11 protein-coding genes, 1 tRNA gene and 1 pseudogene are annotated in these 13,791 nt (G+C 36.3%); 3 read left to right on the top strand and 10 right to left on the bottom strand.

Annotated features, from left to right (window positions below; translation table 11 throughout):
• Window positions 1–13: 13 nt before the first annotated feature.
• Entirely contained in the window at window positions 14–1,036 is a 1,023-nt protein-coding gene (locus ACICP6_RS03295; protein WP_353285218.1) for an IS110 family transposase, read from the bottom strand.
• Between the two features lie 203 nt (window positions 1,037–1,239).
• On the opposite strand from ACICP6_RS03295, the gene ACICP6_RS03290 reads away from it, so the two are divergent.
• Entirely contained in the window at window positions 1,240–1,389 is a 150-nt protein-coding gene (locus ACICP6_RS03290) for a hypothetical protein (protein ID WP_395463603.1), read from the top strand.
• A 659-nt stretch (window positions 1,390–2,048) separates the two neighbouring features.
• Here the strand turns inward: ACICP6_RS03290 and ACICP6_RS03285 are convergent.
• The gene (locus ACICP6_RS03285; RefSeq protein WP_395463602.1) at window positions 2,049–2,924 is read right to left on the bottom strand and encodes an EndoU domain-containing protein; all 876 of its coding nucleotides are present in this window, start codon (window positions 2,922–2,924) and stop codon (window positions 2,049–2,051) included.
• A gap of 438 nt (window positions 2,925–3,362) precedes the next feature.
• Here ACICP6_RS03285 and ACICP6_RS03280 point away from each other — a divergent pair, with 438 nt between their 5' ends.
• Window positions 3,363–6,581 carry a glycoside hydrolase TIM-barrel-like domain-containing protein gene (locus tag ACICP6_RS03280; protein ID WP_395463601.1) on the top strand — a complete coding sequence of 1,073 codons (3,219 nt, stop codon included), beginning with the start codon at window positions 3,363–3,365 and terminating at the stop codon, window positions 6,579–6,581.
• Between the two features lie 116 nt (window positions 6,582–6,697).
• Here the strand turns inward: ACICP6_RS03280 and ACICP6_RS03275 are convergent, their stop codons facing one another.
• The 7 genes from ACICP6_RS03275 to rpsD all read right to left on the bottom strand — a co-directional run bounded on the left by ACICP6_RS03275 (window position 6,698) and on the right by rpsD (window position 10,616).
• On the bottom strand, window positions 6,698–7,561 hold the full coding sequence (locus ACICP6_RS03275) for an Rpn family recombination-promoting nuclease/putative transposase (protein ID WP_395463600.1): 864 nt from the start codon (window positions 7,559–7,561) through the stop codon (window positions 6,698–6,700).
• A 149-nt stretch (window positions 7,562–7,710) separates the two neighbouring features.
• The gene (gene lipA, locus ACICP6_RS03270; RefSeq protein ID WP_395463599.1) at window positions 7,711–8,574 is read right to left on the bottom strand and encodes a lipoyl synthase; all 864 of its coding nucleotides are present in this window, start codon (window positions 8,572–8,574) and stop codon (window positions 7,711–7,713) included.
• On the bottom strand, window positions 8,567–8,881 hold the full coding sequence (gene rpmB, locus ACICP6_RS03265; RefSeq protein ID WP_395463598.1) for a 50S ribosomal protein L28: 315 nt from the start codon (window positions 8,879–8,881) through the stop codon (window positions 8,567–8,569). The genes lipA and rpmB overlap by 8 nt, the downstream gene beginning before the upstream one ends.
• 37 nt (window positions 8,882–8,918) lie before the next feature.
• Entirely contained in the window at window positions 8,919–9,260 is a 342-nt protein-coding gene (locus ACICP6_RS03260; protein ID WP_395463597.1) for a DciA family protein, read from the bottom strand.
• Between the two features lie 418 nt (window positions 9,261–9,678).
• On the bottom strand, window positions 9,679–9,876 hold the full coding sequence (gene iscX / locus ACICP6_RS03255) for a Fe-S cluster assembly protein IscX (RefSeq protein ID WP_395463596.1): 198 nt from the start codon (window positions 9,874–9,876) through the stop codon (window positions 9,679–9,681).
• Window positions 9,877–9,906: 30 nt separating this feature from the next.
• A tRNA-Leu gene (locus ACICP6_RS03250) sits at window positions 9,907–9,992 on the bottom strand.
• A 9-nt stretch (window positions 9,993–10,001) separates the two neighbouring features.
• Window positions 10,002–10,616: a 30S ribosomal protein S4 gene (gene rpsD, locus ACICP6_RS03245; RefSeq protein ID WP_395463654.1), complete on the bottom strand. Its 615-nt coding sequence runs from the start codon at window positions 10,614–10,616 to the stop codon at window positions 10,002–10,004.
• Between the two features lie 113 nt (window positions 10,617–10,729).
• Here rpsD and tkt point away from each other — a divergent pair, with 113 nt between their 5' ends.
• Window positions 10,730–12,709 carry a transketolase gene (tkt, locus tag ACICP6_RS03240; protein ID WP_395463595.1) on the top strand — a complete coding sequence of 660 codons (1,980 nt, stop codon included), beginning with the start codon at window positions 10,730–10,732 and terminating at the stop codon, window positions 12,707–12,709.
• Between the two features lie 418 nt (window positions 12,710–13,127).
• Here the strand turns inward: tkt and terL are convergent.
• Window positions 13,128–13,739: pseudogene (gene terL, locus ACICP6_RS03235) on the bottom strand (phage terminase large subunit); the annotation flags it as partial.
• Window positions 13,740–13,791: the final 52 nt, after the last annotated feature.

Here is a 13,791-nt window from a genome sequence, read left to right as displayed (position 1 = left end):
GCATTTTTTGACTTTAAACCATTAAACCTTCGCTCAATTTCTTAGTCCTGTAGTTTTTAATATGGTCAGGATTAAAAGCACTTCTGGATTTAAGAATACCAAAAACGATATGGAGCAACTTACGCATTGCAGCACCAACGATAGCCATATTATGTTTACCCTTTTCCTTTAATCTCTGGCAGAAACTAATAATGATAGGATTGTGATTCTTAGCTACTATAGCAGGAAAGAAAAGTGCCTTACGTAATGTTTGTGAACCTGATTTACTTAATCTGGGTTTGGCATATACAGATGAACCTGACGTCATATTTCGTGGTATAACTCCTGCATATGCTGCCAATTGCCTGGCATCTCTAAAATCCTTTATGTAAGGAAGTTCAGCTAAAATAGCTATTGCTGATTCCTCTCCTATTCCTGGAATAGTTAATAAAAGTTGAAAATTTTTTAACAACTCTTTGTGTTGCTTTAATAGTTCACGTATGGAGCTTTTTATTGTTTCTATTTTTTGTGTTATATTTATTGCAAGGTTTTCCCAAGCAGTTGCGACTTCTTTGGGCAGTCTCTCTTTTTTTTCTAAGTGGTTATTTACTGATGTCAATTCATCTTTTAACGCAGCCGAGCAACGATAAAGATGTTTTAATTTTTTCTTTTCAGGAGAAGGTGGTGCCCAGCGAGTTGGTTCCTGCCTTTGGCAATAATCAGCAATAATTTCTGCATCAGTTTGATCATTCTTTTGTCGTACAAGTTTACTCCTTGCATAAGATTTTATGCAATAAGGATTTACTACACTAACAAAATGTCCAGCATTGTGTATAAATTCAGCTAAAGCTTCACTGTAGCAACCAGTGGATTCCATACATGCCTTTACTTCTTCTACGTTATGCTTTTGTAGAAAACTCAGCAGACCTTGAAATCCATGATCATCATTTTTAAAACTCCTTTTTCTAGTTTCACGTTTCCCTTTTTTACTTATAAATGAGAGAAAGACATCAAAGCGATCTTTCGATACGTCTATGCCTAAAAAGTTGTTGATCATATATAACTCCATACATTACCATTTAAAGTGAAAAGTAAGGCTAGTCTTGTGAATACAGAATTAGAACCATTTAGGTCTTTCTACGATACCGTTCAGCCTATACTTTTGAGAAGGGAGCTCTTATCTTTTTTACAGATTTTATATCTAAGTACGCACTCAGAGTTCCTCCCTTCTCCATCTAACGCTTAAGCTTAAAACATTAGATGCTTTCTTCAAGATACAAGTATGCACACACAATTGATGCTACTGTTGCAGCAGTGGGTACGATGATTGGAATAAGTAAAAAAGCATTGATTAATTTTTTCCATGAACTAGTTGGTTTAGTGCCACTATCACTCAACTACACAAGATAGTTTTGACCAGTGTTGGCAATCCATTTTGTACCGGATAAGACTCTTTCGCTATTTTTTTTAGACAAATTAATTTTCATTGGCTTTACCATACTCATAATTATGCTAATTATACTAATACCAAATATAGTAAAATCAACATGAATTTTTTGCTTCCGCACTTTTTTTCACTGATTATAATAAATTTGTAACCATATGGTTCGCCATGTGCTTTTCTTAATAAAATACTTTAATTATCACTTATAAGCAATTGAATTTCTCGTCATATTATCTGTCATCCCAGTGCGCCCTTTCTGTCATCCAAGTAGCTGACACTGGGATCCAGCTTTCTATGTGATCTCATCAAAAATGTTTATTTTTCAGCCACTTTTATACTTATCAACTCAGTGTGCTTGCTTACAATTAAAATTCCTGGATTCCAGTGTCAAGCACTGGAATGACAGGGAAATGATGCTGGGATGACAAGAAAGGGGCGCTGGCATTATAGAGTGAACCAGTATCAGCTACTTGGATGACAAGAGAGAGACATTTGGAATAACAAAAAAATCTATTCATAGCTACATAACTTGCTCATGTATTTTTCTTAATTAAATACTTCAATTATTTACTATAAATCTCTGAAGAAAAATTTTAAAGTAACTATAAAAAAAAGTTGCTAATGACTATACTTGCCTTGTACTTTTGTTTTCTTTTACTTTTGCTTCTACTTGTCTTAAAAAGCTACTTAGATGACACTTATTTCCTTTTCCTGATAGGCTAGAAAAAAACGATAAAATACTGTATTCATCCATCTGTAGAACAAATGGATATCCATTTGTTGAATCATGAATACATGTACCTGCTTTTTTTAATTCAACTTCTTTGTTTAATTCAACTCCTTGAAAGTCTTTAAATGCTTTTGTTGCTTCAATAAAGATCGTTTCAGCGTCCGAATAATCAAAGCCACCAGGACATTTTTTTTTAATTTCCCCTTCTGTGTTTTTGTAAAGTATTCCAATAGTATAAACCGGATGTCTTATTTCATTTTTATCGCATATTTTATCGTCCCATATAGCTCCCGCCCACCCTTTTTCTTGAGCTTCTACGTATCTTCCAATAAAGTGCATACCTCCAAGCCCAGTCCATTGTAAATGACCATCAGGTTCACCACAAAAGATATGAACGAAACCACGATTTCTAAACCATATATCAATGAATTCTTCTTTAAAGGTTTCTAAATCTGCATTACGTGTAATAATCTGTCTATTAAGTTCATTATAAATCTTCTCTAAAACTTCTGGATGCCTATTTAAAAATTTCTTAAAGGCCTTTCTTGTTGGCGGACTACCCCAATCACCGCATACTTTTAATATACCCCTGTCAAAACGATTTAATTCTGGTAATGGTGGTAAATGAGGAGGATCAGATTTTTCGGTTCTAAAAAATTTAGCAAATCTAGGCTCTGTAAGTGTAGTTGATGGTTTATTATTATATCTACCATGTAAGGTATAAGCAGATAATACGATGAAAGGTAATGTTAATATTTTACTAAGTCTCATAGCTTACTCACAACCCAATTCATTATATTATACATAAGGTATACCATCCAGTTAAGCCAAATTTTTACTTCCGTACTTTTTCGTTGTTACTTATCATAACTATAGCTACATCATGTATTTTTCTTAATTAAATACTTTAATTATCAGTTATAAGCAATTGAATTTCTCGTCATATTATCTGTCATCTCAGTGCGCCCTTTCTGTCATCCAAGTGCTTGACACTGGGATCTATTTTTAAAAATAGATCCTATTGAATAACAAGAAAGGGTGCACTGGAATGAAAAGTTTTCATAACTCAGCGTGTTTACTTACGATCGAAATTACTAGATCCCAGTGTCACGCACTGGGATGACAACGAAGGGCTACTTGGATGACATCATAGGAGCACTGGGATGACACCCTATGGTTACTGGGATAACACTAATAAAGGAGGATATTATGTCTACAATAGTTTTATCATCAATTTTGGGTCAAGCCGGCAGCGTTTTTGGTCCAGTTGGCCGGATTATCGGTTCGGAGCTTGGAGCTCTTCTTGGTGCACAGCTCGATAGTGCCATGTTTAGCCTTGATGCCGAACAAAAAGTAACGCATGGGGCGAGGCTAAAAAATCTGCAAGTTCAAACTTCAACCTACGGTAGAACAATTCCAATTATCTATGGTACTGCTCGGGTTGCGGGGAATATTATTTGGTCACAGCCAATCAAAGAAGAAGAGATAACCACCAAAAGTAAAATTGGAAGAGGTATGAACGTTGAGTATAATTACTATGCAACGCTTGCAATTGCTATCTGCAAGGGAAAAGTAGAAAAATTAAACAGAATCTGGGCAGATACAACATCACTTAGCTTTGATGAAATAGATTATACTTTTTATCGCGGTACAGAAGACCAAGATCCCGATCCATTCATGTCATCAATCGAAGGTGTGCCAGCATATAGGGGAATATCTTATATAGTCGTCAAGAATTTTCCTTTAGCAGATTACAATAACCGCGTTCCGGTATTCACATTTGAAGTGCAGACTGCATTAAAGTCAAATGGATTTTCAGTAGTAGAAAATATTAAGAATATCAATATAATACCAGGCTCAGGAGAGTTTGTATATGATACAAAAATACAAAAGAAAATCGCACAAGAGAAAATAAGCAGTAATCAATATATCCCATATGGACTGGCACAAAGGGTAAATCATAATAATCACACTAAAAAGAGCGATGCAATGCTTTCTTTGGATCAATTAAAAGAAGGTTTGCCAAATGTTGAGTGGGTATCGGTAGTAGTTAATTGGTTTGTGAACAATTTTAACATTAAAGATTGTAAAATATATCCTGCGGTTGAATTTAAAGATGATTCCGCAGTCTTACCTGATGATTGGCAAGTAGGGGATGTAACCAGAAATAATGCTCAGCTAATTTCAAAAGATGATAATGGAAACCCAAGATATGGTGGTACAGTTAGTGATGCAGCGCTAATAAGATATATAGAAGAGCTGCATAGCAGAGGCTATAAGGTAATGCTTTACCCGATGCCCTTGCTTGACACAGAAAATAAAGAATGGCGAGGAAGATTGAGCGGGGCTCCTGAAGATATAAGTGATTTTTTTAAGAATCAGTATAACAAATTCATAGAACATTATGCGAGTATTGCCAAACAGACTAAGGTGGAAGGGTTTATCATTGGTTCTGAATTTGTTGAACTTACCAAAATCAGAGATGAAAAAGGCAATTATCCTGCAGTGGCAGAGCTAGTTAAGCTTGCAAAACAAGTAAAACTTAATCTTGGAAAAGAAGTAACGGTAACTTACGCTGCTGATTGGAGTGAATACCATTCACATAGTGGTTGGTACAATATGGATGAACTTTGGTCTTCAGAATACATCGACGTTGTTGGTATAGATGCTTATTTCCCACTCACTGATGGCCCAGAACCTCCCTTTGGCTATTCTGCGGAAGATGTAATGGGTGGTTGGAGTAGTGGAGTAGGGTATGATTATTTCTATGATTACTCAAAGAATGAACCTGAAAAAGTAAAGTATAACGACAGCAGGTATGCGTGGAAAAATATAGAAAAATGGTGGAGTGAAGCTCACATAAACCCCGGCGGTAGCAAAACAAAATGGCAACCAAAGATGAAGAAAATATGGTTTACTGAATATGGATTTCCCAGTATGAACGGCTGTACTAATGAACCAAATGTGTTTGTTGATAAAAACAGCATAGAAAGTAAATATCCGCGATATTCAAATGGAGAGGTGAGCTTTCTTTCGCAGAAAACTGCGATTGAAGGAACGCTAAAAAAGTGGCAAAGCTCCGAAATGGTGGAGAAAATGTTTCTCTGGGCATGGGATGCAAGGCCATTTCCTTATTTTCCTAATTTATGTGATGTTTGGTCTGATTGCCATAACTGGCAGACAGGACATTGGATTCAGGGAAAGCTTTCACAGCTTAATATTTCCGATGTTTTATCTGATCTATTGCAAAAGACAGGTTTAAAAAGCGATCAGTTCGATACAAGCGACGTTAAAGGATTATTGTCTGGGTATGTGATAAACGATCAGCAATCAGTACGTTCAATTGTTAAAATGTTGCAAAGTTGCTATTTTTTTGATGTGGTTGAACAGGATTCTAAGCTGAAGTTCGTCCAAAAGGGTAGGGGAGTTACGACTGTAATACCTATTGATGAAATGGTTTTCAATAATAACAGTTCAAAGCCGATACAGCTTGTGAGCGTCAGCCAGCTCGATTTGTACAATAAGATCAACGTTGCTTATTTTAACCGTAACTTTGGCTATCCAATTGATGTCAAGTATGCTGAGCTGCCAAAGCAAGGGAATGCTGCAACGGTTGAAATACCGCTCATTATGGAGGAAGGAGAAGCGCAAAATATAGCTGAAGTTTTACTTTATTCTTCGTGGCAAGAGAGAAATATATACAATTTTAAGCTGCCAATAAAATATGCGTGGCTTTCGCCAAGTGATGTAATAACGATTTCAGATGGTGAGAAAAAACATACGGTAAGGATTATAAAGACAAAGTTTGAAAGCATGTCCATTCAAGTAATTGGCGTTGGTTATGATCACTCTATATATAAGCTTTCTTTTCCTTCAACAAAGTCACTTATGCTGAAGGAATACCCTCCTTCTCACATCAGCAAAACTATCACAAAAATGATTGATTTACCGTATATTAAAGGTAATATTGCAAGCTTCACTTTAACTGGTGAGGAAAAGAATTGGAAAGGAGCAACACTCTTCATTTCGGGCAACGATAAGGATTATAAGCCTATCGCAAGCACAAATAAGCAGTCTACTTACGGATATGTAATGGAATCTACCAACGAGGAGCTTATAATAGCATTACGTTTTGGTAAGCTGTCAAGCATGAGCGCAATTGCAAATTCAAATTTAGCACTAGTCGGAAAAGAGGTGGTAAAATTTCAGAGTGCTGAACTTATAGATAAAAATAAATATAAACTGAGCGATCTAATTAGAGGGCAAGAGAGTACTAAGGAATATGAGCACACTGCAGGTGAGAAATTTACTCTGCTTGATGATTCAATAATATCTTTTGAAGTGCAAAAGGGGAGAAAGTTTTACCTTAAAGCAGTCACTTATGGTGATTCGCTGGATAATACGGAAGCGAAGGTCCTGAATAATTGATGATCAGTATTTAAAGCTTAAAGTGAATAATTAATGATAAGATATTGAAATTCACGCTTTTTATTGTTTAATATTAAAAATAATTCCTTCTAATGCTACTCTTTCTTAACTTGACTTTAATCCTGCAACTCTTTGATTTCATTAATGGAAAGGCCAGTAAACTTGACAATAGTGTTGACATCAACATTATTAGCTAGCATTGTTTTTACAACTTCAATTTTCCCTTCCTCTCTACCTTCCTCTCTAGCATCATCAAGCTTTTGAGCAAGGACAGCCTTTTCATCACGAATACGCTTTATCTCTTGTTCATAGGCTATAAATTCTTTTTCCGACCAATTGAATCTATTTAGCTCTTCATATGCCTTTTTAATTATTACATCACTTCCTATTATTCTTTCCAATTCCTTTTCACTGGTTTCATCTGCATACTTGAAGAAGTAGATCCATTTTTCAACTATACTTTCCAATTGGTCTTCCTTAGTTTTTGAAAACTTTGGTAACTCAATAAATGTAAAATAAAAATCTTTTAGATCATGTTCATTGGTATCTTCATCACGAATAGTATGCTTTGATTTATACTCAGACTTATTAGGAAACAGGATACAATCTGCTATAGCAATAAAGATAATTTCTTTAAGATCCTGATATTGATCACCCTTGTCAGCTTGTCTTGAATAAGCTTTAGCAGCATAGTATTGAGCGCGTTTCTCAAAGCCTGCAGTTTTAGCAACCTGCATTTCGACTATCACTTGTACCCCGTTTTTATCCCTGCAAAGTACATCAACGATACTTTGTTTTTTAGAGGCAATTTCAGCATCCATAATAGTGCTGAGGAATTCTATTTCTTTTATTTCATCTTTGCCAGTGAATCCCAAGATATCATTGAGAAAGTGAATAAGAATATCTTTATTTTTTTCAGTGCCGAAGATGCGGCGAAAGGCAACGTCATTCTTGGGGTCAAGAAATTTTGAAAGAGCCATAGCTAAAGTGCTTAGAAAAGATTAATAATTATACACTATTATTAACAATTATTCAACCATATTTTTAACTTACAATTTTGAGCTTAACTTAACATGTATGGTTCGTACAATTGTGTGTTGGGTGACAGAGTTTTAAAATAAATCTAATATTAGCGGCAAGCTTTGAGCCTGTTAAAATCTTCTTCAGCGTGATATGATGACCGAGTCAGTGGACTTGATGCAACCACTAAAAACCCTTTAGAATAAGCGATATATTTATAATGCTCAAACTCTTCTGGGGTAACATACCTATCAAGCTTTGCATGTTTTGGAGTTGGTTGTAGATATTGACCGATTGTGATAAAATCAACTTCAGCACTACGTAAATCGTCCATAACCTGAAGTATTTCCTCTTTTGTTTCTCCAAGACCAACCATAAATCCTGACTTGGTAAAAATTTTAGGATTAATCTGCTTCACCATCTTCAGCAAATATAATGAATGGAAGTAACGAGCCCGTGGTCTTATTTTTGCATATAATCTTGGCACTGTTTCGATATTGTGGTTATATACATCAGGTGATGCAATAGCAATTGCTTCAAATGCTCCTTTCTTATTTAAAAAATCAGGAGTCAAAATTTCTATTGTTGTTTCTGAAGTTACCTTTCTAATTTCTTCTATACACTTTATAAACTGATTTGCACCACCATCTGGCAAATCATCACGGTCAACAGAAGTAATGACGACATGCTTTAAGTTTAACTTTTTTATTGCTTTTGCTAAATTTTCTGGTTCATGAGGGTCTAATTTATCAGGAATGCCAGTTGCAACGTTGCAAAATGCACAAGCACGAGTGCAAACAGAGCCAAGAATCATTACAGTAGCGTGACGTTTATTCCAACATTCGCCAATATTTGGACATGCAGCCTCCTCACACACTGTATGCAGGTTATGCAATTTAACGATATTTAAGGTTTCATTGAATACTTCACCGGTCGGAGCTTTTGCTCTGAGCCATTGAGGCTTACTATGCATCTGAAACGGCTAATTCTACCTCTTGTTTTGCTAAAGCTTTTTTTACCCTTCTTTTTATTTTTTGTGCCTTTTCACTTAGTTTAATCGTTCTTGTGTTGAGTAAAAAAGCATCAAGGTCACCTTTGTAATCTATAGTTCTCAAAGTTCTTGTTGCAATACGAAAACTGAATTTTCTATTCAATATCTCACTCGTCAACGTAACCTTATGTAAATTCAGAAGAAAGGTACGCTTTGTTTTACGATTTGAATGCGATACCTTATTGCCAAAAGATTTTTTTCTATTTGTTAATTCGCAAACTCTACTCACTTTGATATACCAAGTTATTTTATGTATTTAGATTACCTTATATAGTGAAATAGTCAATACTCTCTTGCTTAATTTTTATGCCATATACTGCTTTGTGTCCAAAAAATATCGTAATTTTTTCTATTACAATGGAAATCATATGCTGAATTTCTAACGCTTTACTCCCATTTGTTACCACCAGGTGCAACACGCCAGAATTTATATTTTGCGCATACGAGATCTTTTTTGGTTTTGTACACTCTGCTATTTCTTCCCCTACTATATTTCGCCAGTTTAAAATAAGACGTATCTCATTTTTACTCATCTTATTCTTCATACACTTTAATGCATAACTTTCTACTATAAATTTTAATTTCTTTGGGCCTCTGTGTTTAAGCATTTTTCTGTTTTGTCTCTTACCAGCGTGTGACGCTGGGATCTAATAAATTTGCTTATAGGTTAGCACAACTAATTATATTAGGATACAACGTTTTTATACAAAAACTAGATCCCATATCGAAGCACTGGAATTACAACTGTAATTGTTGAAATAACAATTTTATAGCTGTTTTAACGACAACTCTACCCCCCGGCCTCACACCGTAAAAAGCAGTATTTTTATGTAAAACTTATTTCAACGTAGCACTTGTCAGGCAAGTCGTAATCACGTTCCATTCAAAAATTTTTGTGCTGTCATCTTTGCCTCATGATTAACTAACTTCTACCGTTTTTAATTGGAATTTATTAAGTTATTATTAACCTGAGTGAAACTTATACTATATTCAAAAAATAGCATAAATTTTCATGCTATGTGGTAGCTACTGTGACCTTTCCTCAATCCAAGCTGCTTGAATGGCTTCGAGTATTTTTTCATTACAACGCTTTTCATCATCATCAAATCCCTCTAAACTCAAGACCTTTTTTTTAAGCTCGGTAAACCTAATACTAATTACATCCTCATCTGGAAATCTTTCTTCCAAAGCTTCTACGATATCTTCTATGTCAAGCCATTTCATATTTTTTTATGTTATTTTAATAAATTAAATTGGTGCCCATGGGGAGACTTGAACTCCCAAGGTCGCAAAACCCACGGATTTTAAGTCCGCTGCGTCTACCATTCCGCCACACGGGCTCTTTTTATTTATCTAGAGTAAAATTCTACTACTAAATTAACTTCCATATCTGCTGAGTAAGGAACCTCAGAGTATTGAGGTGGTCTCAAATATTTCACTGAATGCTCTTCACCACTTGCTTCTAGATAATCTGGAGCTTTACGCTCCTGTTTTTCCGCAGCCTCCACTACTATAGGGATTTTTGCAGCCCTTTCCCTTATTTTTACTATATCACCAGGTTTTACTCGATAACTTGATATGTTAACCACTTTATCATTAACTGTAACGTGCTTATGAGATATGAGCTGTTTTGCTGAATAAATTGTTGGCACAAGACCAGAGTGATATAAAACAGAACTTAATCTTGATTCTAAGATGCCGATAAAATTATCAGCTGTATAACCTTTTCTGTTATAAGCATCTAAAAATATACGCCTTAACTGCTTACTTGAAATTGCATAGTAAAACTTAAATTTCTTATGTGCAGCAAACTGCTTACCAAAATCAGATAATCTTTTGAATCCAAGAATACCATGCTGGCCTGGAGGATATTTCCTTTTGTTTACCGGATCTTTTGCTCTACCCCACAAACTTACACCAAGCCTACGGCAGATTCTATACTTTCTATTGATAACAGTCGTCATATAAAAACTCTCATAATCTAACTCTAGATTATTAAGGATTTTAGCATTGAGTGTCAACTTGTTTTTGCTGGTATAATCTTTTATACTTCATTTTTAAGTTTTTCTATTAACGTATGAATCATCTACCTTTGGAATCTATGGCAAATGCCATCCGTTTTTTATCAATTGATGCAGTACAAAAAGCGAGCTCTGGGCATCCAGGTATGCCGCTTGGAATGGCAGATGTTGCAACTGTATTATTTGCTAAATATCTAAATCATAACCCTGATGATTCTAAATGGTTTAATAGAGACCGCTTCGTCCTATCAAACGGCCATGGTTCAATGTTGCTATACTCCATATTATACCTAACAGGTTATATAAGTATAGATGAGCTAAAAAACTTTAGGCAACTGGGATCCAAAACTCCAGGCCATCCAGAATTTGGCTTGACTTCTGGGGTAGAAGCAACAACAGGTCCGTTAGGGCAGGGGTTTGCTGTTGCTGTTGGTATGGCACTTGCCGAATCGATACTCGAAAAGCAGTTTGGAATTGATCACTACACTTATGTAATGCTAGGAGATGGCTGTCTTATGGAAGGAATAAGCCATGAAGCAGCATCACTTGCTGGACATCTTAAATTGAATAAGTTGATAGTCCTTTTTGACGATAATGATATTTCTATAGATGGCGCTACTGGCCTTTCCTGTTCTGATGATGTAGAAAAGCGTTTTTCAGCGTATGGATGGAATGTTGCTAAAATTGATGGTCATAATTTCAACTCTATATCTCTTGCAATAGAACAAGCGCAAAGATCCAAAAAGCCATCGCTTATCTGCTGCAAAACCATTATTGGAAAATTTTCAAGCCGTGCCGGCACATCTTCTGCTCATAGTGGTGCTTTTACAGAGGAAGATGTAAAAAAGATGAGAGAGAAATTAAATTGGGATTACGAGCCATTCCACATACCAGAGGATGTGAAAAACGCCTGGATGGAGGCAGTTGAGAGAGCAAAACAAAATTACAATTCGGTGTCATTCCAGTGCTTGACACTGGAATCCAGTGAAAAAAATGAAGAACTAAAAAGAAGACTTGATAAGCGTTTGCCAGATAATATCGATAATGATTTAGCTAACTTAAAGAAACAAATATGTGAGTTAATGCCAAACGAAGCTACTCGATCTTCTTTTGGTAGGGTAATGGAACTTTTAACTGAGTCTATGCCGGAATTAATTGGTGGGTCTGCTGATCTTACTGGATCAAATTGCACTAAATATAAGAACATGGAAGTAATAAATAGCAACCATTATAGTGGTTCTTATGTCCACTATGGAGTGAGAGAGCACGCTATGGCAGCATGTATGAATGGCATGGCTCTTCATGGTGGGATTCTTCCATATAGTGGCACTTTTTTGGTATTTTCCGACTATTGCCGTCCTGCTATACGTCTTTCAGCTTTGATGAAACAGCAGGTTATATATGTGATGACTCACGACTCAATTGGAGTAGGAGAAGATGGTCCAACTCATCAGCCGATAGAGCATTTAGCTTCTCTGCGCGCTATACTAAATCTATATGTTTTTAGGCCAGCCGATGCAGTTGAAACTTTGGAGTGCATTAGCATTGCATTGGAAAAGAAGGAATCTCCAGCACTGTTTGCGCTTTCAAGACAAAATGTTAATTACATACATTCTGATATTGATCAATCTACCAATCTATCAAAGTTTGGTGCGTATGTTCTGTGTGAATGTTCAGAGAAATTAGAAGTGACCATATTTGCTACCGGATCTGAAGTTGAAATTGCAGTTGAAGCAAGGAAGAAATTGCAGGAAAAAGGTATAGGTACAAGGGTTGTTTCTATGCCATGCTGGAGGCTCTTTGACGAGCAGAGTGATGAATACAAAGAGACAATATTAAATAATGACAGCATTAAGGTTGCAATTGAAGCAGGAAGTGAAATGGGTTGGCATAAATATATAGGTTCAAACGGTATATTTATTGGCATGAAAAGTTTTGGAGAATCAGCCCCTTATAAAACACTTTACGAGCATTTTTATATCAATGCCGATCATGTAGTAAAATGTGTGTGTGAGAAATTGGTTTACATTCAGTAGACTTCTTGCATAACCATATGAAAGCCCTCTCTTCTCTGTCATTCCAGTGCGTACTGTACAAACATTGAAATGTAAAAGTAATTTGTACCAAGAAGAAAGATTTCATGCAAGACTGGTTCACTCTATGCCAGCGCCCCTTTCTTGTCATCCCAGCATCATTTCCCTGTCATTCCAGTGCTCTTTTTTTGTCATCCAAGTAGCTGACACTGGTTCACTCTATAATGTCAGTGCCTCCTTCTCCTGTCGTCCCAGTGCCCCTAGATGTCATTCCAGCGCGTGACGCTGGAATCCAGAAAACTTATAAATAAGTGGCTGCATCTAGATTCCAGCGTCACGTGCTGGAACCTCTACGTCATACCGCCGCGGCGCTAACAAGCAGCGGGATGACGGTTGTCGTTTTGGATCTGGTAGACCAAGATCACAATGTTCGTATAGCTGCAACCCTGGAGGTACTGTTTCTCACCCACTGCAAATATTGTACCATGCTGTCCACTTGATCATCGTGGCGAATTTCTGGAAACATTAAAATCTCATACTCAAAATCGTTCAGCCATACTGCTTGGTGCGGCAGAAAAACCTTGCCAGACTCTATCATCGGAACAATCCGGTGGAATCGAGTGAGCTATGTGGCATTATTTCGATAATGACTGTTTGCCTTCAGCTCTTGCACCAACTGCTGACCGCTTGTTTTTGCTTCGATCAAAATTGCGTGTGGTGCCCATCTTGCAGCTAGGTTGCTCTTTAAGCTTTGGATACTCAAGCTTTGCGCGATATACGTCAAGTAAATAGAATTTATTTTGCCCAGGTGGTGCAGACACTAAAGTTGCTCATGTCGCTTGTTGAAACCGCAGTATCCCAACTTTGTGTTACACATGAGAGATTATCAGGAAAATTTCTATAGCGTTTCAACCATTCTCGTTTCATTTGAAAATGGTAAAGGGTTTTGTTGATATTGAGCAGCAAAAGCATAACTCCCAAGTTCAACTTTTATCGTCTCAACTTCTTCTTTTCCTCCATCTAGGGGATATATAGCTAAAGTGGCTTAGGTTTATCTACAATTTGAAAAACAACAAATTCGTCAT

Origin of the sequence: Wolbachia endosymbiont of Cantharis cryptica (assembly GCF_964277405.1) — a bacterium.
In the GTDB taxonomy this organism is placed as follows: domain Bacteria; phylum Pseudomonadota; class Alphaproteobacteria; order Rickettsiales; family Anaplasmataceae; genus Wolbachia.
This window is presented reverse-complemented; position numbering and strand designations above follow the sequence as displayed.